The organism is Paucibacter sp. TC2R-5, from assembly GCF_025717605.1.
Classification (GTDB): Bacteria; Pseudomonadota; Gammaproteobacteria; order Burkholderiales; family Burkholderiaceae_C; genus Paucibacter_A; species Paucibacter_A albus.
Genome location: NZ_JAJIRQ010000004.1, coordinates 509,565 through 533,432 on the forward strand (window position 1 = coordinate 509,565; position 23,868 = coordinate 533,432).

Genomic DNA, 23,868 nt, shown 5'->3' on the forward strand with positions numbered 1-23,868 from the left:
GCCTGACACCGCACTGAGCATGGCGATGGCACCGAAGGGACTTGATCCATGAAAAAAGGGCGGTGCGACTGAAGAGTCGCCCCGCCCCGTCCGTTCAGCCGTGGCCTGACTTACAGCTTGTAAGAAACACCCACATTGAAGCGCCGACCGAACTGGAAGTTAGTCTGGTGGTAAGCATTCATCGGGTCGGTGTAGATGACCTTTTGGTTGGTCAGATTTTCGACCCCGAAGCGGACCTGCATCTGCTGCGTGATCTGCTGGGACAGGTTCAATGACACCCAGGTTTCCGCACCGTTGAGCTGGAAGGCGGTCGAATCCCAGGTCGGGGCGCGGTTGAAGGCCGAGTGGTAATTGGCCGCCAGGCGAGCCTCGAAGCCATTGTGCTCGTACCAGAGCGTCAGGCCACCGTTGTGCTTCATCAGGCCGTTGGTGGCGATGGGGGTGAAGCTCTGGCCGCTGCGGTCACCGTTCTCCTTGATATTGCTGTCGGAGTAGGTGTAGTTGCTCAGCAAGCCCAAGCCGTTGAACGGCGCCGGCACGGCAGTGAAGGCCTGCTGGTAGACCAGCTCAAAGCCCTGCACATGGCCGCCGTCGCGATTGACCTGCTGGGTGAAATAGGCCGGCTTGCCTTCGAATGTGCCTTTGACCGAAGCGATGCCGATGTAGTCGCTGATCTCCTTGTAGAACAGGCCGGCCGAGACCAGGCTGCCCTTGCCGAAGAAGCGCATAAAGGTCAAATCGATCTGATCCGCCATCATCGGCTTGAGCCGCGGGTTGCCGCCGCTCACGATGGTCGGGTCAATCCCCTTGGGATCAATATAGACCGTGTGGGCGTTGTTCATCACGTCCAGCGGCGCGCGCGACATCGCACGTGCCAAGCCGAAGCGCACCTGATTCACTTCCTCTTCGTCCAGATTCAGGATCAAGTTCATGCTGGGCAGGAACTTGGTGTAGCTGGTGCCATCGGAGACGGCGGTGGGCTTGCCGCCATTGCGCTGCTCATAGCCATAGCCGGTCTGGCTGGTGTGGATGGCGCGCAGGCCTGCGTTGCCACGGTAGCTCATGCCGCCGAAGGCCTGGCCGGCCAAGTCGGCTTGGGCGTAAAGGGCTGCATTGCTTTCTTTTGCGCGCCAGTTGTCTTGCACCAGATTAGTGTCGGTCGAAGTGCGGCCAGCCGAGCTCAGTGCTGCTGGGCCGAAATACTTGCCGACAGCATCGGCGAAGCCACCGACCAGCTCGACAAAGTCGGGCCGGCCGTCGACCGTCGCGCGTTGGATGCCTGAGCTCGGGATCGTCACCGTGGGGCCAAGGTTCCAGGAGATTGCCTCGTAAGACTTTTCGCGCTGGGTGGCGCGGGCGCCGAACTTGATCTTGTTGACGTCGCCCCAGTCCACCAGCCGGCTGGCGCTCAGTTGTTGGGAGTTCAGCGAGTCGTCCAGTTTGCCACCCTTGGTCGGCCCCCAAGTCTCACTGACCTGGTTCGCGTAGTTGGCCGGATTACCGGTGTCCAGATTGGTGGAATAGGTCATCCACTGGTCTTTGCTGAAGTCAAAGGTGGTGGCGCCGGACTTCAGGTTTTTCAATTCGACGGCCGACCACAGTGTGTCGCGGCTGGCGGTCGAGTGGGCAATGTCGGCGTCGAGCTGCCAGCCATTGGTCTTGAACTTGCCGTTCAAGCCGGTGGCGAAATTCTTCATGTCCTGCTTCCACAGCGAATTCAGCGTCTGCAGGGTGACGTCCTTGACCGTTGCGGCGGTGACGTAGCCGCCATCGACCTTGACATTGCTGAAGTTCGCGCTTTGCCAGCCATCCCAGTTGCCTATCCCGTCTTGCACATGGGTCAGCGCCGGTTCTTCGATATTGGAGCGCGCCGCGTAGATGTCGGCGGTGATGGCGAGGTCGGCATTGGGCTTGTACTCGAGCTTGCCTGTGGCGCTGGAACGCTTGTTCGTGCCCTTCTTGACGCCGGTCTGGAAGCCCCAGCGGGTTTTGTCGACCTTGCCGTCGCCGGTGATGTCGGCGGAATGGTCGTTGTTGAAGTCCCAGCTCTCCACCCGGTCTTCCAGGGAAGGCTGGTCGAAGTAGCTGAAGGCTACCGCCACACCGATGGTGCGGTCGGCAAACTGATCGACATAGATGCCACCCAGGCGCGGTGCCGTGGTCTTGGCGCCGTCGATCTTGCTGCCCATTTGGTAATACAGCGCATCGGCCTTCAGCGCCAACTGGCGCTCTTTGTAGGCCAAGGGCTGAACCGTTTGCAAGTCAATCGTGGTGGCGATGCCGCCTTCGATCAGCTCGGCGGATTGGGTCTTGTAGACAGTGGCGCCCGATACCGATTCGGACGGGAACATCTCGAAGCGCACCGCCCGGTCCGGCTCGCTGGAGGCGAACTCGCGGCCGTTGAGCGTTGCGCCGACGAAGCGAGGGCCGAGGCCGCGTGCCACGATCTGGCTGGCGTTGCCGCGGTCGATGCCGGCCGACAGGCCCGGCAGACGAGCTAGAGACTCGGCGATGGTGGTGTCGGGCAGCTTGCCGATGTCCTCAGACGCGATCACCTCAACTATGCTGTTGGACAGCTCTTTGGTCGCCAAAGCACTGCGCACCGAGGCGCGGATGCCGGTCACCACAACCGCTTCAAGCTCGGTGCTCGGCTTTGCTGCGGGCGCTGCTTGTTGCGCCAGCGCCTGACCGCCGACTGCCGGCAGCACGAAGATTGCCCGAATCAGCCAGGCCAATTTTTTCTGTCTCATGTCTTGTCCATTCTTATATTGACAAACCGGCGGAGCGCTGAGGGCAGGCCGCGCCGGCAGCAGTGCTGTCATTGATGTTGGCTGCTGGAGGCCATGCTAAGGACACAGGCGTATGCCGTCTTATCACTTATCTCGCAGGAAATATATGAATTTCGGATGCCAGGCCTTTGCATGCAGTGCATGCTCACTCAAGGTCGAGCTAAAGCCGAGTTATGGCCGAGTTATGGCCGAGTTATGGCCACTTCCCGCAGGGTCTGCAGCATGGCCAGAGCACCAGGGGAGAGCTGGTTATTCTTGCGGGTCACGATGCCATACAGGTCCATGCGAATGCCGAGTTCTATCGGCAAAATGGACAAGAGTTTGGCGTCCAAATAGGGCTGCACCAGCTCGGTAGGCAGCGCGCACACCATGTCGCTGTCGAGCAGTAGATTGGTAATCACCGGCAGAGCCAGGGTTTCGACAATCTCGGCCGGTTGATCCAGGCCTTGGGACAGGAACAAGGCGGTCAGCCGGTCGCGCAGGATGCTGCCGCTGGGCGGCAAGATCCAGCCCAGGCCTACTAACTCGGCCAACTGCAGATTGGCCCGCGTGGCCAGCGGATGGCCGGCACGCGCGATCAGGCTGTGTGGCTCATCATTGAGGGGCTCAAAGTTCAAGACGGCGGCCGATTCGGTGTCCAGAATGCGCCCGATCACCAAGTCCAGTTCGCCGGCGCGCAGGCGTTGAATCATCGGCTTGCTGGTGTCGACCGTGATCGCAACATGGACGCGCGGGTAGTTCTGCTTGAGCCGCTTGACCGCCTCCGGCAGTAGCGAGGTGGACGGCGTCATCACTGTGCCCACCGCGACCCGGCCACTCAGGCCCGACAGCAACTCCATCACCTCTTGATGGGCGGCGTCCATCTCGGCCAGCGCGGCACCGGCGCGCCGGATCATCACGTCGCCATACAAGGTCGGCGCTACGCCGCGCGGCAGCCGCTCGAACAATTGCACGCCTAAAGCATGTTCCAGCTCGGCCAATAGTTTGGAGGCGGCCGGCTGCGTCAGGTTGGCGGCCTGCGCTGCATGCAGGATGGAACCATGCCGACCCAGTTCGACCAGCAAGACCAGTTGCCGCGTCTTTAGATGGGATCGGACAAAGCGGTCGGAGGGCTTGTTGGGTCGATGTTCGGTCATGCTTTCAGTGTAGGGCGAGGGCTCGGGTGCTAGAACTTGCGCAAAACAGTTCCGGCAAGGCGGAGCAAGGACGCTGGAGCGGTTTTTCGCAAGTTCTACTCGTGGTAGAGCTGGCTGCGGCCGCCGTCTATCAAGATGTCTGCGGCGTTGATGAAGCGAGCCTCATCGCTGGCCAGGAAGAGGGCGGTATAGGCCACCTCGATCGGCTCGCCCAAGCGTTTGACCGGCAGCAGCTCGGCCTGCCGCTGCGCTTCGGCGGCCGGGTCGGCAAAGCCGGCCAGCCAGGCCTGGTTCGACTCGGTCATGATGAAGCCCGGTGAGATCGAATTGACCCGCACGCCGCGCGCCGCGTATTCGATACCGAGCGACTTGGTCAGGCCCAGCAAAGCATGTTTGGCCACCGGGTAGGGAAAGCAGCCGGGGATGATGCGGTGACCATGGACCGAGGCGATGTTGACGATGCTGCCCGCGCCTTGCGCCAGCATGTGGGGGAGCGCGGCGCGCGCGCAATGCCAGGCGCCGTCCAGATCGACGGCAAAGCAGCGCTGCCATTGCTCTCTGCTCATGGCCAAGGGGTCGGCAAACACATTCATGCCGGCATTGTTGATAAGGATGTCGAGGCGGCCAAAGCGCTGCACCGTCTGCGCCACCATGTCATTGACGGCTGCTGCATCGGCCACATCGGCCTGCACGAACAGGCAGCGCCCGCCGTCTATGTCTGCATGCAACTCGGCGCAAAGGGCGGCGGCGTCCGCATCATCGCGGTGGCTGTTGATGACGACGCAGGCACCCTCGGCCAGGAAGAGCCTGGCGATGGCGCGGCCTATGCCCAGCGTCGAGCCGGTCACGATGGCGACTTTGTTTTGCAGTCTTTGGGTCATGGTTTTACCTGGGGAGATTGATGGTTCAAGGACTGCTCACGCCAAGCGTCGAGCACTGGCAAGGCGCGGCCTTTGAAGTCAAACAAGGTGGTGTTGGACACCACATTCGGGCCCGCCTGGGCCTTGCCGCCGCCCTTGCCCTCAAGCAGGGCCCAGCCGACGCCCGGCGTGGCAATCATCACCGGGTCCCAGTAGAGCAGGCCCAGCACACGCGGCTCGCGTTTGAGCAGGCCGAACAGCTCGGCCATGAAGTCGCGCTGACCTTGCGGCGAGCTCATGCTGGCGGGGTAGGGGCCGTTGTCGCTCAACTGACCGGGCCAGCCATTCGGCAGCTTGGGCGTCCAGTTGAAGCCGACCTCCATGACCAGCAAATCCTTGTCATACAGCGTCGTCACTGCGCGGCTGAAGGCGGCCATCTGGCTGGCCGTCTTCTTGGTCCAGAACGGGTAGTAGGACGCGCCGATCACGTCCCACTCGACGCCGTGGGCGCGGGCTTGGTCGAACCAGTCGCGGTACTTGGCCAGATTGCCGCCGTCGTCCAGGTGCAGCACGATCTTGGCCTTAGGAGTGACCGATCTGACCGCCGCATGGCCGGCTCGCAAGAGCGGCGCCAAGCCGTCCCAACCGGTGTCGCCGGGTGGCGTGATCTTGCCGTAAGGGTAGAGCATGCCGTGCTCGATCTCATTGCCCAGCGAGACAAATTCTGGGCTGGTGCCCTGTGCCTGCATGGCCAGCATGACCTCGCGGGTGCGCTCGAACACCAGCTCGGCCAAGCGGGCGCGGCGCGCTGCTTCGTCGGGCAGCCGAGCCAGCTCGCGCGCCCAGGCAGAGGGGAGGTTCTGTGTCTTCGAGTTGGTCCAGAAATCGCTGTAATGCAGGGTCAGCTGAATCTGCATCTGCTGTGCCTTGGCGCGGCGGGCCAGCTTGAGCAGATCGGGCAGATCCATCGATCCTTCGGGCCAGTAGTAGCCGTCCGCACCCGTGCCCGGGCCGGGGCTGTCGTATAGGCGCAGGCGGGCGATATTGTGGCCATGGTCGGCCAGTATCTTCAGCGCGTCGCCGGGCGTTCCTTGGCGGTCCGAGTAGGTTGCGCCATGCGCTTCCATCAAGGGCAAGACGGAGACATCGCCGCCGGCCAGAAAGGGCGCCGCCTGCGCGACCGAGCAGGCCAGCAGCGCCGCTACGAGTAACTTAACCATGCTTGCTGCCGCGCGCCTTCAGCTGATCCAAGAGCACAGCGGCCAGCAGAATCAAGCCTCGCATCAGGTATTGATAAAACGCATCGACATTCATCAGATTCATCACGTTTTCGACCGTACCCATGATCAGCACGCCGATCAGCACGCCGAAGATGCGCGCTTTGCCGCCCTGCAGCGAGACGCCGCCCAGCACGCAGGCCGAGATCACGTCCAGCTCGAAACCGGTGGCCGAATTCGGTTGGCCGCTGGTGATGCGCGAGGCCAGGATCAGGCCGGCCAGCGCCGTCACCAGACCCTGCAGCAAGAAGATCCAGACGCGCAGCTTTTCGACCTTGACGCCCGCCAGCCGGGCGGCTTCCGGGTTGCCGCCAATCGCCAGCGTGTTGCGCCCGAATACCGTGTGGTTGAGCAGCACGCCGAAGACCAGGAAGCACGCTCCCGTCACCCAAATCGGCAAGGGCAGGCCGAGGATGCGGGCGTCGCCGAAGGCGATAAAGCCTTCGTCGGCAATGCCCACCGCTTGGCCCTGCGAGACGATGAAGGCGAGGCCGCGCACCATCAGCATGGTGGCCAGCGTGGCGATCAAGGCGTTGACCTTCAGATAGGCGATCAGCACGCCGTTGCCGGCGCCGATCAGGGCGCCGGCGAGCAAGCCGCCCCCGACCGCTAACGTCACGCTCTGGGTGTGCTCCAGGATGATGGCGCCGAGCACGCCGGCAAAGGCAATCGTCGAGCCGACCGAGAGGTCAAAGTCACGCGAGGCCAGGCACAGCATCATGGTGCAGGCGACCATGCCGATCTGCGCCACCGACAGCATCAGGCCGACGATATTGGCAGCGGAGAAGAAGTTCTCGACGCTGACGGCCAGCACGAGGAACAAGACGGCGTAGCCGAGAGTCATGCTGTGCTCGGTCAGCCAAGCGCGGTTGAGGGGTTTCTTCATGGTGGCATGGTCGAGCGGAGTCTTGCTGATGGCAGTCATGGTGAAAAATGTTCCGTGCAAATATCTAGTTACGGTCTTAGACCAAGTCGGGCAAGGCCATGCGCAAGACAGCGGTTTCGCTGGCAGCCGAGCGGTCGAGCTCGCCGCTGATGCGGCCCTCGCGCATCACGATGACGCGGTCGGCGATGCCCAGTACCTCGGGCAGTTCGCTGGAGATCACGATCACGCAGCAGCCGCTTTCAGCCACCGCGTGAATGATCCGGTAGATCTCATTCTTGGCGCCGACGTCGATGCCGCGGGTCGGCTCGTCCAGGATCAGCACCTTCAGGTCGGGCTCAGCCAGCCAGCGCGCCAGAATCACCTTTTGCTGGTTGCCGCCGGACAGCAGGCGGATCTCCTGCTCGCGGTTCGGCGTCTTGATGCGCAGGCGCTTGATGAAGGCATCGGCCAGCGCCGCCTCGCGCGCGTGGCGCAGGAATAGGCCGCCCAGCAGACCGTGGCGGCGGCAGCTGATATTGATGTTCTCGGCCACCGAGGATTGCGCGAGGATGCCTTGCTCCTTGCGGTCCTCCGGGCACAGCACGATGCCGGCCTCAATCGCCGCCGACGGGCCCTTGGGCGATACGGGCTTGCCGTCCAGCAAGACCTGACCCTGGCTGCGCGCATCGGCGCCGTAGAGCAAGCGCATCAGCTCGCTGCGGCCAGCGCCGACCAGACCAAAAAAGCCCAAGACCTCGCCGGCGCGGACCGCAAAGTCCAGCGGTGCCGCAAGGTGTTCGCCGAGCATGCCGCGCACCTGCAGGCGCTCTTGGCCCAGTTCACGCGGCCGATAGTCATAGATATCGCTGACCTCGCGGCCGACCATATCGCTGATCAAGAGGTCGCGCGGCACATCGGCCATCACCGGATGCGTGGCGACCTTGCGACCGTCGCGGAAGATGGTGCAGCAGTCGCACAGCGCGTACAGCTCTTCCAGCCGGTGCGAGATGTAGATGAGGGTCTTGCCGCTAGCGCGCAGATCCTTTACCAGCTTGAACAGCACTTCGCTCTCACGGTGCGAGAGGCTGCTGGTCGGCTCATCAAAGGCGATCACTTGCGCGTCCTGCAGCACCGCCTTGCAGATTTCGGCCATCTGGCGCTGCGCGATCGACAAGTCGATCATCAGCGCGTCCGGGTCGAGGTCGACGCCGATCTCGGCCAGGCGTGCTGCGACCATGGCGCTGGCGGCCTTTTTGTCGACGAAGCCGAAGCGCTGCGGCAGCCGGCCCAGCAGCACGTTCTCGGCCACCGTCAGTTCGGGCACATATTGCAGCTCTTGGTGGATGACGGCGATGCCGGCTTTGATGGCGTCCGCCGCCGAGCTGAAATGGCATGCCTGGCCATTCAAGAGCAGGCGGCCTCCGTCCGGCCGGTACTGGCCGCCGAGTATCTTTAAGAGCGTGGACTTGCCCGCGCCGTTCTCGCCCAAGAGGCCATGGACCTGCCCGGCGCGCGCCTCGAAGCTGACGCCATTCAATGCCTTGACGCCGGGGAAGACCTTGCTGACCTGGTCGAACTGAAGGGATGCTGTATTCATCTGGATCGGTCGGTGACAAAGGTTGCGTCAGAGCGGTCGCCTATCAAGTGGAGCCCGCGGAACCGGCTTTGCCGGGTCGCTGGGCTCGCCCCCTTGAGGGGAAGGCGCGCAGCGCTTCGGGGGTGGGTCACAGCCCCATCTGCTTGCGCAGCTCGGTTTGGTTCTGGCGGGTCATCAAGGTGCCGCTGGTTAGCGTGACGGCCGGCGGCGCTTGGTTTGTAGTGATCCAGCTGTACATATTGGCGGCGGTCTCGTAGCCATGGCGCTTGGGGCTGATCAAGACGGTGCCGAAGAAGGCGGTAGGCGCCGGCTTGGTGAATTCGTTCAGTGCGGTCTGGCTGCCGCCGATGCCGATGGCGATCAGCTCATCCTTGCGGATGCCGCGGCCTTCACCGGCGCGCACGGCACCCAGCACCGCTTCGTCATTCATGCCCATTGCCACCCAGTGCTTGAATTTGGGGTTTTTGGTGAAGGCGATATTGGCGGCGTTGAAGGCGTTCTCGGTGTCGGTCTTGGCCTGCGGCGCATCGATCACATTGGCGGCGGGCAGGCCGGCGGCCTTCAGCGCGTCAATGGCACCCATGGTGCGCTCGCGCCCGGTCGGCAGTTGATCAAAGGCGACGCGCAGCGCGCCGACTTCGTTCAAATTCCAGCCGCGCTTCTTGATTTCTTCCAGCAGGCCCAAGCCCACCTGTTTGCCGATCTCATAGCCCGAGATACCCATGTGGGGGATGCCGGCAATCGGCTTGCCGGCGCCATCGACCAGTTGATCATCGACCGAGATGACTTTCAGATCATGGCGCTTGGCGGCGCGGGCGACTGCCGCGCCTAGCTTCACATCGGGGGCGCAGATGACAAAGCCCTGGGCCTTTTGCGCGGCCAGATTGTCGATCGCCGCCATCATTTTTTCGCCGTTCGGGATGCCGATCTTGACGAGGGTAAAGCCCTTGTCCTTGGCGGCTTGCTCGGCGTATTTCCATTCATCCTGGAACCAGGGCTCCTCGGCCTGCTTGACCAGGAAGCCTATCTTGACAGGGTCGGCCGCATGGCTGGCCAATGGAAGAAGGGCCAGCAAGGCGCTGGCCAATAGGGGCTTGGCCCATTGTTGTAGTTTGGTTTTCATGGCTTTTTGTCTCCGTTCTTGGGGCGTAAAACTAAGCAATCGGACTGTCGTCGAACAAGGCATCCGGCAAGCCTTGCACCAGCGGGACCCGGCCTGCGAACAAGCTGCCGGAGCCGGGCAAGCGCTCCAGCTCCTCGCGGCTCAAGTCGCTGCGTGCCGTCGTCACCATCAGCTGGTCAAGGTCAGCGCCGCCAAAGGCCGGGCAGGTGGTGTTGGTGGCGGGCACGCCGACAACGCGCATGAGCTGCCCCTCGGGTGAATATTGGACCACCCGTCCGGCGCCCCATTGGGCGTTCCAGAGGCTGCCGTCGGCGGCGATGACCGAGCCATCAGGCCAGGCATGGTCCGGTGTGATGCGAGTGAACAGCCGCAGCTTGGCGATCTGCGCGCTCTCGGCGTCGTAGTCGCACTGCATGATGGCTTGGCTCAAGGTGTCGCAGAAGTACATGGTGCGGCCGTCCGGGCTGAAGCAGATGCTGTTGGCAATCGCCACCGCCGGCAGGGCCAGGCGGCGCAGGCCGTGCTGCAGCGAATACTGGTAGAAACTGCCGATCGGCCGTTTGTCGCTGGCCTGGTTCATGGTGCCGAAGACGAAGAAGCCGCGCCGGTCGGTGCGCCCGTCGTTGATGCGGGTGCGCGGCTCGGCCGGGTCGACCGGCACCAGCGATTGGATGGCGGGAACGCTGCTACCTGTTGCCTGAAGGTCCGCCAGCGTGGCCAGGCATAGGCGCTTGGCCAGGCCCAACAGCAAACGGCCCGAGCGGCAATGGGCAAAGCTGCCGAGCCGGTCAGGCAGCTTGACGTTCAGCGTGCTCTCGTCGCCCGGTGCCCAGGCGTGCAGCGTCGATGCCTCGATATCGGTCCACCACCAGCGCGCGCTGCCGGCATGCCATTGCAGGCCCTCGCCCAAGGTCGCGCCTTGCGCGAGGGCGAGGGTGAGCGAGGCCTGCTCATCAGCGTGTTCAAAAGGGCTCGGTGTTTCGGTCGGCATGGCTGGCTGAGGGCGAATGTGGTGGCGAGTGCAGTCGGCAATGAGCGACAAGAACCGTTAAGTTAACGGCCTTTGCAATGCCTAACAAATGGTTTATTCGGCTGCAGCTATCAGAATTATGTATAGCTGCAAGGCTCAGGGCCGCAGGCTCCAGCGGTAGACGGGGATCAGATCGATCTTGCGCAGGGCGGCTATTTGCGCCTCGCCCTTGAAGTCCGGGCGAGCTTCGCGCGGGAGGTAGATTGGCGCATCGGCGCGCAGCGGCAGCACGCTCAGGTTTAGGTTCAGCGGGCCCTTGGTCTTCAAACCCTTCAGGCCCTTTAAACCGATTTGCCATTGCTGGCCGTTGTAATACCAGTCGTCCAGCATTTTTGTGCCTGCAAACAGGCGCCCAATGTCGCCGACGAAATCGATCTGCAAAAGCAGATCGTCGACACCGTTCAAGGCCTGCTCGGGCAGTTCGATCTGCCAGGCGGCCGCCGCCTTGAAGCTCTCCGGTATCGGCTGCAGCGCGGCGCGCGCCAGCCCGCCGATCATGATGGGCGGCGCTTTTTGTGCTTCGCGCAGTTGCGTGACCTTGGCGGCGAGTTGGCTTGGCGCATGCTCGGCGGCCAAGACCTGGAACAGCCCATCGCGGGCCGCCGGCTTGAGCGGCAGGCTGGACTTGGGCAACTTGGGTAAGGCGGGAAAGACGGCCACGCGCAGGCTCGGCGCGCCGGCCGACAGCACATCCAGGCCGCCTGCCGCGAAATGGCTGTCCTGCGCGCTCAGCACCAGGCGGCGCTGGCCGGCCAGCTCGCCAATCGACAGTTGTTGCGTCTGCTCCGGCGTCAGCAACAAGACGGTGACGGGGCGGGCGCCGGGGCGCTTGATTGTCAGCGCCGCGTCGAGGCCGGGCTGTAACTGGTCGAGCACCAGCTTATCTCCGAGCAATTGGCTGCGCGCATTCGGTGCGCTGATATGCGTGCTGCTAGCCGCATCAAAACCCAGCTCGACCGGGATGCCGGCCTGGGCCGAGAACACATAGACGAGGCCGTCCTTGCCCTGGTCGAGCCGCGCGACCGGCTGGGCCGTTGCGTAGCGCAAACGGGTGCCGCCCAGATCCAGATTGAGCGGCCAGATGAAGTAGGCGCCGTCGGCGATGTCGACCGGCTGCTGCGGGAACTGCAAGGTCTCCGTCGCCAGTTTCACCGAGAAGCGGATCTGCTTTTGCGCCGGCATCGCGTACTGCCGCACATGATTGTTGAAGAACAGGAAGCCGCTGTCGCCCTTGGCGCGGACCGACCAGCGCGGCGTGCGCAGCTCGGTCGCGTCGGCCGGCGTGCTGGCCGGCTTGCGCACCGTCATGGTCGCCAGTTGCGGGCCGAAGTCCTGCAAGAAGTAGTGAAAGGGCCGCAGCTTGTTCAAGACCGGGCGCTGCTGGCCATCGGGCCCGAGCGGGGCGTTGAAGTCGTAGTTGATCGCGGGCGTGTCGTTGAAGCCGCCGCTGAGTGTGCTTTCTTCCAGCGTGTTGATACCGTTCACGCTGAGCGGATTGCGCCCGCCGTGGAACATGTAGTAGCCCATCAAATTGACGCCCGAGCCCAGCTGCACCGGCAGCATGGACGCTATGTCATCCGCCGACACCAGCGTGCGGCGGCGGTACATGGCCGGCAGGCCGGCGCCATATTCGGCGCCCAGGAAGGGCGTCAGGCCGATGTCGGTCTCGGCCGTGCCGGGCGCGGTCGCGGCGGTTTGCGCGCCGAGGTCGCCGGAGACGCGGCTGTCGAAGCGAAAGGCATAGGTCTCCTTGGGCGGCAGCTCGGTCGTCGAAACGCCCCAGGGCTCGTCCGGGTAGCCGCCGAAGACGGGCGTTACTTCGCCGGATGGGTAAATCGTGCCGTCCCAGCCGGTGACGGTGTAGAGCGGCGCGTCCATGCCAGCGCTGCGCGCCAGGCTCTTCAGCTTGCTGATATGGGCGGCGCCTTGGGTCGCACCGTTCAGGTTGTATTCGTTCTCCAGCTGGATACCGACGACGCGGCCGCCGTCCTTCCACATCAGGCCCTTCAGCTGCTGACCGATCTGGCCATACAGTCGCTCGACCACGGCCAAGTACTGCGGGTCGTTGCCGCGCGCCGGCATGGCAGCCACTACCCAGTCCGGGATGCCGCCAAAGCGGGCCTCGGCATGGACCCAGGGGCCGATGCGCACCACCACATCGAGGCCGATCTTGCTGGCCAGCTGCACAAAGCGGCGCAGATCGCGGTTGCCGCTCCAGATGAATTGACCTTCTTGCTCTTCGTGGTGGTTCCAGATCACATAGCTGGCGACGATGGTGATGCCTGCCGACTTCATCTTGCGCAGCTCGCCCTCCCAGCTCTCGGCCGGGCTGCGGCTGTAGTGGAATTCGCCCATCACCGGCAGCCAGGGCATGGCATTGCGTGTCAGGTACTGGTTGTTGGCGCCCAGCGTCTCGCCTTTTGGGGAGACTGCACTGCCGAGTTGCAAATGGCCGGTTTGCGGTGCCGGGACTGGCGCACTGGCGTCGATCTGCAGCAGGGTCTGTGCCTGGCTGAGGCTGCTGACGAAGCTGCCGACGCAGGCGCCGAGCAGACCGGCCGCGATTCTTTTTTTGTTCATGATGTCTCTGGTTTTTTCTTGATCAGCGCCTCGGCGCGGCGGTTTACAGCGCGCGCCAGGCCTGCACAAAAGCACGCGCGCGCTCGACCACGGCTGCGGCAGAGTAGCCCGGCGCATACAGGGCCGAGCCGAGGCCGAAGCCGGAGGCGCCGGCTTGAACATAGGGCGCCATGGTTTGCGGCGTCACGCCGCCGACGGGCAGCAGAGGCAGGCTGAGCGGAATGACCGCTCGCATTGCTTTGACGATCTGCGGCGTGATCAGCTCGGCCGGGAACAGCTTGACGGCGTCGGCGCCTGCATCGGCGCAAGCAAAGGCCTCGGTCGGCGTCACTGCACCGGGCACGCAGAACATGCCGTCCGCCTTGGCGGCCCGCACGACGGCAGTGTCGGCATGGGGCATCACGATCAAGCGGCCGCCGGCATCGCGGACCTGGCGCGCAGCGGCGGGGCTCAAGACGGTGCCGGCGCCCAGGAGTGCGTCGGCCGGCAGGCCGCGCGACAGGCGGGCGATTGAGTCCAGCGCCTGCGGCGAATTCATAGGCACCTCAATCAGGCGAAAGCCTTCTTCATAGAGGCCCAGCGCGATCGCCTCAACTTCGTCGGGGCGTACGCCACGCAGGATGGCGACCAGGGGTAATTCGGCAAAAGCTCGGTCGAACAAGGAAGTCGTCATAGGTCGGTCCAATTCAGTGCGAGGTCTGTAGCCAACCGGCGCTTTGCGCCAGCCGCCAAAGCCCGGTCGGGGCGGTGTTGTCGAGGCGCAGCGCGACCCCACAATCAAAGGCGTTCAAGCCTTGCTCGTAGCGAGCGCAAAGTGCCGGCTCGCCAATCAGCAGCAGTGGCGCCAAGCCCAAGCCATGCGCTGTGCGCCAGGCCAGGCCGGCGCGCAGCTCATGGCCGATCAGCAGGCCGGACATATAGTCGGCCAGGCCGCTGGCAGGCAGTTGCTCGGTCAAGCCCAGGGTGCGCACGGCAAACAGCTGATGGCCCAGGCCCAGGTGGCCAGCGTCCCGCGCGGCTCGCACGCCGGCTAGAAAGGCGCTGGAGTCGGTGGCCGCCACAGGCTCGGGCATCAGTCGCCCTAACACCGAATGTTGACGCAGCAGGGCAAACAGCTCGCCGGTCATCTGGGTGGCAAAGCCGCGCACCTTGGCGTCGCGCAGCTCGGCCCATTTCGAATGGGTGCCCGGCATCACGACGCAGGCCGCCTCGGCCAAACCGGGGTGCAGTGCAAGGGCGCCGAACAGCTGTGTCTCTTCGCCCCGCATCACATCGGGCGGCATGCCCTGGGGCTGGTATCGCAGACCCGGCAGTATGCGCAAATGTTGACCCACGCCGAAAGCTACTTCGACGGAGCTTGCGGCCAAATCGGCTTCACTGGCGGGGCAGTCCACATAGGGCGCCTCGCGCCAGCCATGTTTAGCGCCGACCATGCCACAGGCCAAGAGCGGCAGCTGCGGCTGGGCTTGCAGCCAGTCGCCGGCGATTTGTTCGAGCGCCTGTGCGTAGGCTTGCGGCTTGCCGTCCATCACGCTGGCACCCATGGCCGAGCTGCGGGACGCGAGCGTCTGGCCTTGCGCGTCGATCAGAAAGGCGCGCAGCCCGCTGCTGCCCCAGTCGAGGGCGAGCAGGGCGGCGTGCTGGCCGCTGCTGGAGATCACCATTCGGCCACGCTGCCATCGGCATGGCGCCACAAGGGGTTGCGCCAATCGGGTGCATTGCGGCTGGCTTCGATGACGCGGGCCTCGTCGATCACGACACCCAGGCCCGGTTTGGGCAGTGGCGAGATGTAGCCGCCTTCGATATGGAAGTCGTCCTTGTTCAATACATAGTCCAGCAGCTCGCCACCCTTGTTGTAGTGGATGCCCATGCTCTGCTCTTGCAGGACCGCGTTGTGCGACACAAAGTCCACCGCCAGGCAAGCGGCCAAGGCTACCGGGCCGAGCGGGCAATGAGGTGCCAGCGCTACGTCATAGGCCTCGGCCATGGCGGCGATCTTCACGCATTCGGTAATGCCACCAGCATGCGAAAGGTCAGGCTGCACGATGGCGATGCCGCCTTGCTCGAACACGCGCTTGAATTCGAAGCGTGAGTACATCCGTTCGCCGGCGGCCAGCGGAATCGAGGTGCTTTCGGCCAGTCGGGGGTAATGCTCGGCCTGCTCGGCCAGCACCGGCTCTTCGACGAATAGCGGCCTGTAGGGCTCCAGCGCCCGCAGCAAAACCTTGGCCATGGGCGCAGCTACGCGACCGTGGAAGTCAATGCCGAACTCAATCTCGTTGCCAAAGGCGGCGCGGATCTCGGCGATACGGGCGACGGCGCTATCCACCGCCGCAGCGCTGTCGATGATGCCGAATTCCTCGGTGCCATTCATCTTGAAGGTATCGAAGCCACCGGCACGCAGGCGCCGGATATCGGCAATCACATCGGCCGGGCGGTCGCCGCCGACCCAGGAATAGGTCTTCATGCGGTCGCGCACCAAGCCGCCCAGCAGCTCGTAGACCGGCACACCCAATAGCTTGCCCTTGATGTCCCATAGCGCTTGGTCGATGCCGGCAATTGCACTCATCAGGATGGCGCCACCCCGGTAGAAACTGCCCCGGTACATCACCTGCCAGAGGTCATTGATGCGCGCCGGGTCTTGGCCGATCAAAAACGGGGCGAACTCCTGGACGGCGGTTTCGACGGTGCGGGCTCGGCCCTCAATGACAGGTTCTCCCCAACCCACCACGCCCTCATCGGTTTCGATCTTGAGCAACATCCAGCGTGGCGGCAGGCGGTAGGTCGTGAGCTTGGTAATCTTCATGGGGCCGTTGGCAGTCAAGAAACAGCCGTCAGCTTAAGTCTGCGAGATAGCTTCAAAGTATCACTTTTGAGTGATTAACTATGTTGGATCCGGATAGCTGCGAACGTGGCCGATGGCGATGTCCAGCGGTCAAAGGGCGGCCGCTGCCGGCACCGTTTGGGCCCCTGGGCCCAAGACCTTGAGCAAGAAGGCATCGAGCTCTTGCAGCAGTTGCAGCTGATAAGGCTGGTGGCTCAGGCTGTGGTCTCCGCGGTCCTGGCTGATGAAGCGATAGTCTTTGCCGGCGGCCTTGAGTGCATCGGCCATCCAGACGCTGTGTTCATAGGGCGCTTGGCGGTCCAGGGTGCCATGCACCAGCACCACCGGGACTTCGATTTTGGCGGCTTGCAGCCGGGGTGAAGTGGCTTCAAGTCGAGCCCGGTCGGAGGCCAGGCTGCCGATCTGCCGCTCGAGCGCATGGGTGCTGACCAAGAGTCGGTTGTTCGCGATCTCGCGCGCGTATTCGACCAGATCGGTCAATGGCGCAAAGGCGAAGGCGCCGCGATATTGCTGCGGTGTTTTGACCGCGCCCATCAAGGCGGCATAGCCGCCATAGCTGGCGCCTACGATCGCCACGCGTTGGGGGTCGGCGATGCCGCGCTTGACCAGTTCCGCGACGCCGTCGCTGAGGTCATCCTGCATCTCCAGGCCCCAGCGCTTCAGACCAGCCTCCATAAAGGCCTGACCAAAGCCGGTGGAGCCGCGGAAATTGACCTGCAAGACCGCGTAGCCCCGCTCCGCCAGAAAGGCAGGCCAGGTTTCGAATTGGCTGCCGGTCGCCGCTTGCGGACCGCCATGGGGCAACACCACCAGCGGCAAGTTTTTGCTCGGCACCCCCTTACTGAGTTCAGGCAGGCTCAGATAGGCCTGCAATGGCAGGCCGTCGCGGGCCTTGAATCGGATGCTTCGCTTGCGGGCCAGGTGTTCTGGGTCGAGTTGCGCGTTGAGCTCGGCCAGTACCGCCAAGGCACTCTTGCTGCGCTGACCGAGCAAGTATTCACCCGGTTGGCCGTTGCCAAAAGAGCGCAGCAGGTAGACATCGTCGTCCTTGACCAACTGCAAGAGGCGGTTGGCCCGCTTGGGCAAGGCTTTGTCTATGCGTTCAAGCAAGGCCTTATGTTCCTCGCTCCAAAAGTAGGCGGCAGCGTCTTGGCCGTTGGAGACGAAGCCCACGGCTTCCCCGTTCTTGCTGGAATGCAGCAAGCGGCCCTCCAGGTCTCTGCCGGACTTGGGCTGGAACTTCAGCGTCAAAGGCAAGGCCGGGTCGCTCAGGTCCATGGTGTAGATGGCTTGGAAGCCTTCATGCATGGCACTAACGAAAAGGACTTGCGGGTCGAGCCCGAAGCCCAGTGGCAGGACGCGGGCGGGGTCAAAGTAGCCGAAGCTGCGTGCCAGCCGCCAGTTGTCACCCGCCGGGTCGCTGACCCAGAGCGAGAACCGGCCCTCGGTGAAGCCGACACCGACCCTTACCCGGTGCTGGGCATCGGTGAACCAGCTGCGGATGTCGGCCTTGGCCTCGCGCAGCAATTGCCGCGCGCCGGTGTTGATGTCGACTTTGAAGACGGCCGGCGCACCGCTGAATTTGGCATTCGGCTGACTCATCAGTATGTGATGGCCATCGTCAGCCAGCCAGTCAATCACCACCGCTTGGTCGAGCGCTTGGGCGATGTCCTCTTGGCCCCGCATGCGGCTGAGATTGAGCAGGTGTGAGCCATCGGCGTTGACCGCCAAGAGACGCGATTCCATGCTGTCGGCGCTGCTGAACCAGCTCACTTGGCGCGTGCTGGGGTAGCGCAAGCTGACCACCAAACGGTCGGCGTTGACCCAGCGCAGCCAGTTGAACTGGTGCTCCAGATTGTCGCTGGCCATCAGTTGCTTGAACGTGCCGCCCTTGACCGGGCGGGTCACGAGCACACTGAGCTTGCCTTGATTGAGGACGGCGGCTATCTGCTTGCCATCCGGCGAGAGCTGCACATGCTGCAGCAAGGGCGCGCGAGCGAAATCTTCTATGGTCTGGGCCGGCAGTTTCTTTGTGCTCGGGCTGCTGCTTGGCTGCGAGGCCTGCAGGGTTGACGGCTCGGTAGGCTCGCTGTCTTCGGCTTGTGCAAATGCAGCGCTGCTCAGGAGCATCAGTGCGCCCAGAGCCAGCAGCGCTCTGGCGAAATGCTGGTTGGATTTCATGCGTGCTGATCTCGTTGTTGATGACGTTGGCGGGCGGGGCCAGGCTGCAGGACTCAAACAGCGGCCTTCAACCAGGTGCAGAGCGGATGGTTTTGCAGCCGCAGCGTTTGTTCGGCCATGCCAGCCATTGCGCGTGCGCCGGCTTCGCTGAAATGGGTGTTGTCTTTCTTGCCCGCCGGGTAACGTTCATACTCACCGGGTTTGGCCCAGAGAAAGAGCGGTTCGGATTGAGCCGGGCCGAGTGCTTGCAGCAGCACGGCGCTGGCGCGGTGCAGGTCCAGCAGCGGCACGTCCATTTCAACGGCGACTTCCCGCATCACGACGGGGTAGTCGGCATGGGTGTCTTTCAAGCGGCCTGTGGCGTCAAACTCGCGCCGCATCAGGGAGGTCGCCAGCAACGGTGTGGCGCCGCGCTCACGCACATCGCGCACGAACAGCCGCAGGTTGTCGCGGTAGGCGCCGTGCGCGGCGGCGTAGCGTGCCGGGTCCTCTTTTTTTGCGTCGTTGTGGCCAAACTGGATCAGCACAAAGTCACCCTGCGCCAGTTGAGCGAGCAGATGGGCCCAGCGGCCTTCGTCTTGAAAGTTCTTTGTGCTGCGGCCATTGACCGCGTGGTTGACGATGCGCACCGGCTCTTTGACCCGCTCGCGAAACATTTGGCCCCAGCCGCGTTCGGGGTTGGGCGGGTCCAAGGGCTTGTCCGCCATGGTGGAGTCGCCGACCAGATGCAGGGTAGGGTGGACGGTGGCCAGCGGCGGCGGAGCAGGGGGTGGCGGTGGTGGGTTGACGGCGGCGGGCGAGCCGGCATCGGCCCAAACCGGCTGGCCAGCGCCGACGGTTAAGGTCAAGGCACAAGCCTGTTTCAAAAGCTCGCGCCTCTCCAAGGGCATGGTCCTGGGCATGGCATCTCCAAATTGACATCAAACAGCCGGCGAAAAAAGGGGTGCCGAGCTTGCACTCGCACCCCTTGGACTACAGCTGCAGTTTCAAGCGCGGGGCTTAGAACTTGTAGCGGAAGCCAATCAAATACTCACGGCCGGTCACGTTATTGACCACCACGCTGTCGCGCTGGCTGCTGATGTATTGATCATTGGGCTGGTTGGTCAGGTTGACGCCTTCCAGCGTGATGTCCAGCTTGTCATTGACCTTGTAGGAGATCGAAGCATCAACGTTGAAGGTCTTGTTCTTGCCTTCCACATCGTTGTTGTTCTGACCCGGCACACGCGTCAGGTAGGCTTCGCGCTGCGAGCCCGACACCCGGGCGCTGAAGGTGCCGTCGTCGTAGTACAGGGTGGTGTTGTAGCTGCGCGGTGACAGATTGATCAGGTCATTGGTGATCGTTGCCGTGCTGGTGGGCGAGACGATGTATTCGATCTGTGACTTCACATAGGTGTAGTTGAACAGTGCGCCAAAGTTTTTGCCCCAGGCCGGCAAGAAGCTGAACGGCTGCTGGATATTGAGCTCGAAGCCGCTGAGCTTGCCGCCATTGGTGTTGACCGGCGAAGTGACCGCAAAGACCTCTTCGCCCGTCATGCCTGGTGGCAACAAAGACATTGGCAAGCCGGTCTGGTTGTAGGGCAAATTGGTCTTGACGGTCTGGATATAGGTCTTGATGTTCTTCTGGAACAGACCCAGGCCGACGAAGGCGTTTTTCTCGTGGTACCACTCCAGGCTGGCGTCGAAGGTGTCGGCGCGGAAGGGCTTAAGCAGCGGGTTGCCGCCGGTATAGGTCAGCGTGCCGGTGGTGCTGAGCGTGCCGCCGGGGCTCAGATTGGCCAATTGAGGCCTGGACATGACCTTGGCAGCGGCACCGCGCAGGATCAAGTTCTTGCTCAGGTTGGCGGCGACGTTTATCGCGGGCAGCCAGTCGTCGTAGCTGTTTTCCGCTGTGACCGGGGTGCCGCCGGCCGTGGCCAGATAGCCATCCGCCGTCATCTTGGTCTTGACGTAACGCACGCCCACGTTGCCGCGCAGCGGAATGCCGCCCAGCTCGGAGGCGAAGTCTGCCATCGCGAAGCCGCCGCTGTCGGTTTCGGTGACGGTGCGGTTGTTGCCTCTGGCGTTGGCGTTGGTGGTCGAGGTCAGCGTGTAGTCGCCTGGGCCGCCGGCTGCGCCGGTTTTCAGGCAGTTGCAATAGATGTCGTAGGCGCTGCTGATGGCATTCAGGTCGGGCAGCACCCAGCTGGTGATGGTGCCGGCTGGAATGCTTTGGCCCTTGCCGAAGCCGGTCAAGCTGGTGACCAGATTGGCCTGCGTGACCCCGGCGGGCAGGGTGTTCATGGTTTCGACCGTGCGGCGGGCCTCATAGGTCTCGAACTTGAACTTTTTGAAGTCGCCGCCTACTTTCAGTGTTAGCTTTTCATTGAGCTCCCAGGCCAGATCCAGATGTGCCAGGTCATTGGTATTGGTGGTGCCGTTCGGGCGGATGCGCACTTCGCTGGGCGTGAAGTTGCTGATGCTGGCCGAACCGACCGGTACGCCGATGATCTTCAGACCGCCATTCGGGTCGGACGGGTTGAGCGAGCCGTAGTTCAGGATGGGCAGGCGGTCGCTACTGCGGAAGTCCATCTCGTAGCCCTGCACATTGGCGGCGTCCAAGGTGGTGGTGGTCTGGATCGGGTTCCTGAATTTGGAGGTGGCGCGGCCGAACCTTGCGTTGAGTTTCAAGGTATCGGTCAGATCCTGCTCCAGCGTCAGGGTGGGCTGGGTGAAGGTGGTGGAGAGCTGATCGAAGCGCGACTCCGAGCGGATATCGACACCGTTGTACTTGCCGTAAAGCAGGGCGCCGTTGGGCGCATATTCGGTTGCCAGCACGCTGGTTTGCGGCTTGCCGCCCTGCGACAAGGAGCGGCTGAAGGAGATCGCTTCGAGGAAGTCTTCCTTGCGCGTTGCGTCGAGCTTGGAGTACAGCATGTCGACGGTGACCAAAGTGCCTTCGGCCGGCTTGATCTGGAAGGAGCCGGTCAGACCCAGGCGTTCTTGGTCATGGGTCAGGCGGCCATAGCGTGGCAGGCGCGGGTGGAAGTTCTCGGCCTTGCTGGCTTCTTGGTAGGCGGCTTGGTTGGCCGGCGTATTAGCCAGGCGAGGTACGCCGTTGGCGGCAGGGCCGCAAGTCGTTGCGGTGGAGCCAGTCGGCAAGGTGGTGCCGGGGGCGATGGTGGCGCCCTGTGGTGGGCACCAGCCGCCGGACGATGGGCCGTTGTCCCAGCGCACGGTGCTGAAGCCTTCTTCCAGAACCTCACGTTTGGAATAGGCGCCGGAGAACAAAACCCCGATCTTCTTGTCGGCGAAGATGTTCGACAACAGGAAGGAGGCTTTGGGCGTGGTTTTGCCGGACAGGTCGTTGTACATGCCCTTGAGTGACATCGCACCAGTGAAACCTGCTTTGAGGTCCAGGGGGCGGGTTGTTTGCAGGTCAACGGTGGCACCCAGCGAGCCTTCGTCGATATCGGCGGAGCTGCTCTTGCGCACGGTCAAGGAGCTGAACAGGTCGGCGGCAAAGACGTTGAAGTCAAAGCCGCGTGACCGGTTGGCGCCGCCCGAGCTGTCGGTGCCGCCGGTGGTGGCCAGCGCCTCGATGCCGTTGATGCGCACACGGGTGAAGTCCTGGCCCAAGCCGCGCACGGTGATGGAGCGTCCTTCGCCGGCATCGCGGTCGATCACCACGCCGGGCACGCGCTGCAGCGACTCGGCCAGATTGGTGTCGGGGAACTTGCCCATGTCCTCGGCCTTGATGACGTCAACAATGCTGTTTTCGTCGCGCTTGGCGCGCAAGGCCGTTTCCAAGGAGGCGCGAAAGCCGGTCACCGAGATGGTGTCCAGCCTGGACTCGCTGGCCGCCGCGGGCTTGCTCGCTTCTTGCGCATGGGCCGAGCCGATCAAACTCAGCACGGCCAAGGAAATCATCGACATCACGAGGGCGTGGGGATGGGACTTGTTACTGCTGCTGGGGCGCGGGTTCATGGTTTGTCTCCTGCTGTTTTTCAATGAGCGCACCGCCGCTGAGCAGCGGTACAAATAGCTGGCTTGGCCTGGATGACATGTCTTCGCATGTTTGAGGGCCGGTGTTGTGTCGCATTGCATCGCGGTGCGCGCAGGGCGCCGCGATGTCTTCATGTCTGCCCGGGCGCTGCAGTGCGCGCCGGGCGAGAAAGGGGGTTTAGAGATAGTCCTCGCGGCGGGGTGAAAACTGGTCCAGCAAGGTGCTGCCGGCTGCCAGCGCGACCACGCCATGCGGTGTCAGGCGCGGCGCCACAAAGGCGTCGCCGACGCGCAAGACCTTTTTGACGCCACCGACGTCGGCCTCAAACTCGCCGCTGATTACAAAAGCGATCTGGTCATGGTCGTCATGCGCATGGACGGTGCCAATCGCACCCTGATCAAATTGCACCAGCACCGACATCAGCTCCGGCGTATGGCCGACGACCTTGCGGCGTATGCCGTCACCCAACTCGGTCCAAGGTGTGGCGGCATTGTCAAAGTAGGCGTTCATAGGTTTGGGTTCCTGCGGTCGTTGCGCTGTGGTGTCTTGCCTGCGGCCTCGGCTGCTGCTTGAAGTTGCAAATCTGAGGCTGCGATGGCCTCACTATACCGCTTGCGTGAAAAAATGAAACAGCGGTTCACTAAATAGAAACCATTATTCCGGGAAAGCACTAACATCGGTTACGCTTGCACCCAACAAGACCGCAGAGTGCCAAATCAGGGCACTCGAGACCCCAGCCGAGACCAAGGAGCACCTTATGCAAGTCCGTCAACCCGTTCACAGCGAACACGCCCGCAGCCTCGATACCGAAGGCCTGCGCCGCCACTTTTTGGTGGAAGACATGTTCAAGCCCGATGAGGCCACGCTGACCTATAGCCAGATCGACCGCATCATCGTTGGCGGCATCATGCCTGTCAGCAAGGCAGTGACCTTCGCCGCCGAGTTGGGCAAGTACACCGGCACCGATTTCTTTCTGCAGCGCCGCGAGTTGGGTCTGATCAATATCGGCGGCGCAGCTCGCGTCACGGTGGATGAGCAGGTCTTCGAGGTCGGCGCCCGCGAAGCGCTTTATGTAGGCCAAGGCGCCAAGGTCTTGGCGTTTGAGAGCGTCGACGCGGCCGCGCCGGCCAAGCTCTATTTCAATTGCGCACCGGCGCACACCGCCTACCCGCACCGAAAGGTGACCTTGGCCGAGGCTTCGCCAGAAACCTTGGGCGCGCCCGAGACCAGCAATCGCCGCACCATCTATAAATTCCTGGTGCCCGATGTGCTGCCGACCTGCCAATTGCTGATGGGCATGACGCAGTTGGAGCCGGGCAGCTTGTGGAACACCATGCCCTGCCACCAGCATGACCGCCGCATGGAGGTGTATTTCTACTTCGATATGAACGAGAACGCCGCCGTCTTCCACATGATGGGCGAGCCGACGCAGACGCGCCACCTGGTGGTGCGCAATGAGCAAGCGGTGATCAGCCCGAGCTGGTCCATCCACTCCGGCGTGGGCACCCAAGCTTACACCTTCATATGGGGCATGGTGGGCGAGAACCAGGTGTTCAAGGACATGGATCATGTCCCGATGACGGCTTTGCGTTGAATTTCAAAC

At 63.2% G+C, this 23,868-nt stretch carries 17 protein-coding genes; 1 reads left to right on the forward strand and 16 read right to left on the reverse strand.

What is annotated here, in order from left to right:
• Positions 1–110 precede the first annotated feature (110 nt).
• The 16 genes from LNV08_RS12450 to LNV08_RS12525 all read right to left on the reverse strand — a co-directional run bounded on the left by LNV08_RS12450 (position 111) and on the right by LNV08_RS12525 (position 22,775).
• Positions 111–2,750 (reverse strand): TonB-dependent receptor, encoded by a 2,640-nt coding sequence (locus tag LNV08_RS12450; protein ID WP_263534013.1) that lies wholly within the window; start codon positions 2,748–2,750, stop codon positions 111–113.
• 221 nt (positions 2,751–2,971) lie between these two features.
• Positions 2,972–3,925, reverse strand: a complete 954-nt coding sequence (locus LNV08_RS12455) for a LysR family transcriptional regulator (RefSeq protein WP_263534014.1) — start codon at positions 3,923–3,925, stop codon at positions 2,972–2,974.
• Positions 3,926–4,020: 95 nt separating this feature from the next.
• Positions 4,021–4,806 (reverse strand): SDR family oxidoreductase, encoded by a 786-nt coding sequence (locus tag LNV08_RS12460; RefSeq protein ID WP_263534015.1) that lies wholly within the window; start codon positions 4,804–4,806, stop codon positions 4,021–4,023.
• Positions 4,803–6,005 carry an arabinogalactan endo-beta-1,4-galactanase gene (locus LNV08_RS12465; protein WP_263534016.1) on the reverse strand — a complete coding sequence of 401 codons (1,203 nt, stop codon included), beginning with the start codon at positions 6,003–6,005 and terminating at the stop codon, positions 4,803–4,805. Before LNV08_RS12465 ends, LNV08_RS12460 begins: the two co-directional genes overlap by 4 nt.
• Positions 5,998–6,948 (reverse strand): L-arabinose ABC transporter permease AraH, encoded by a 951-nt coding sequence (gene araH / locus LNV08_RS12470; protein WP_263534090.1) that lies wholly within the window; start codon positions 6,946–6,948, stop codon positions 5,998–6,000. The genes LNV08_RS12465 and araH overlap by 8 nt, the downstream gene beginning before the upstream one ends.
• Before the next feature lie 76 nt (positions 6,949–7,024).
• The gene (gene araG, locus LNV08_RS12475; protein WP_263534017.1) at positions 7,025–8,524 is read right to left on the reverse strand and encodes an L-arabinose ABC transporter ATP-binding protein AraG; all 1,500 of its coding nucleotides are present in this window, start codon (positions 8,522–8,524) and stop codon (positions 7,025–7,027) included.
• Between the two features lie 127 nt (positions 8,525–8,651).
• Positions 8,652–9,647: an arabinose ABC transporter substrate-binding protein gene (locus LNV08_RS12480; RefSeq protein ID WP_263534018.1), complete on the reverse strand. Its 996-nt coding sequence runs from the start codon at positions 9,645–9,647 to the stop codon at positions 8,652–8,654.
• A 31-nt stretch (positions 9,648–9,678) separates the two neighbouring features.
• Positions 9,679–10,638 (reverse strand): SMP-30/gluconolactonase/LRE family protein, encoded by a 960-nt coding sequence (locus LNV08_RS12485; protein ID WP_263534019.1) that lies wholly within the window; start codon positions 10,636–10,638, stop codon positions 9,679–9,681.
• Positions 10,639–10,773: 135 nt separating this feature from the next.
• On the reverse strand, positions 10,774–13,257 hold the full coding sequence (locus LNV08_RS12490; RefSeq protein WP_263534020.1) for a beta-galactosidase: 2,484 nt from the start codon (positions 13,255–13,257) through the stop codon (positions 10,774–10,776).
• Between the two features lie 43 nt (positions 13,258–13,300).
• The gene (locus tag LNV08_RS12495) at positions 13,301–13,930 is read right to left on the reverse strand and encodes a 2-dehydro-3-deoxy-6-phosphogalactonate aldolase (RefSeq protein WP_263534021.1); all 630 of its coding nucleotides are present in this window, start codon (positions 13,928–13,930) and stop codon (positions 13,301–13,303) included.
• Positions 13,931–13,943: 13 nt separating this feature from the next.
• Positions 13,944–14,921, reverse strand: a complete 978-nt coding sequence (locus LNV08_RS12500; RefSeq protein WP_263534022.1) for a 2-dehydro-3-deoxygalactonokinase — start codon at positions 14,919–14,921, stop codon at positions 13,944–13,946.
• Entirely contained in the window at positions 14,915–16,063 is a 1,149-nt protein-coding gene (gene dgoD, locus LNV08_RS12505; RefSeq protein WP_263534023.1) for a galactonate dehydratase, read from the reverse strand. The genes LNV08_RS12500 and dgoD overlap by 7 nt, the downstream gene beginning before the upstream one ends.
• A gap of 129 nt (positions 16,064–16,192) precedes the next feature.
• Positions 16,193–18,283, reverse strand: coding sequence for a prolyl oligopeptidase family serine peptidase (locus LNV08_RS12510; RefSeq protein ID WP_263534024.1), 2,091 nt, complete (start codon positions 18,281–18,283; stop codon positions 16,193–16,195).
• 53 nt (positions 18,284–18,336) lie between these two features.
• The gene (locus tag LNV08_RS12515) at positions 18,337–19,131 is read right to left on the reverse strand and encodes a rhamnogalacturonan acetylesterase (RefSeq protein WP_263534025.1); all 795 of its coding nucleotides are present in this window, start codon (positions 19,129–19,131) and stop codon (positions 18,337–18,339) included.
• A gap of 151 nt (positions 19,132–19,282) precedes the next feature.
• Positions 19,283–22,246, reverse strand: coding sequence for a TonB-dependent receptor (locus LNV08_RS12520; RefSeq protein WP_263534026.1), 2,964 nt, complete (start codon positions 22,244–22,246; stop codon positions 19,283–19,285).
• A gap of 196 nt (positions 22,247–22,442) precedes the next feature.
• The gene (locus LNV08_RS12525) at positions 22,443–22,775 is read right to left on the reverse strand and encodes a cupin domain-containing protein (protein ID WP_263534027.1); all 333 of its coding nucleotides are present in this window, start codon (positions 22,773–22,775) and stop codon (positions 22,443–22,445) included.
• Positions 22,776–23,022: 247 nt separating this feature from the next.
• Between LNV08_RS12525 and kduI the strand changes: the two genes are divergently transcribed.
• Positions 23,023–23,859 carry a 5-dehydro-4-deoxy-D-glucuronate isomerase gene (gene kduI / locus LNV08_RS12530; RefSeq protein ID WP_263534028.1) on the forward strand — a complete coding sequence of 279 codons (837 nt, stop codon included), beginning with the start codon at positions 23,023–23,025 and terminating at the stop codon, positions 23,857–23,859.
• Positions 23,860–23,868 lie beyond the last annotated feature (9 nt).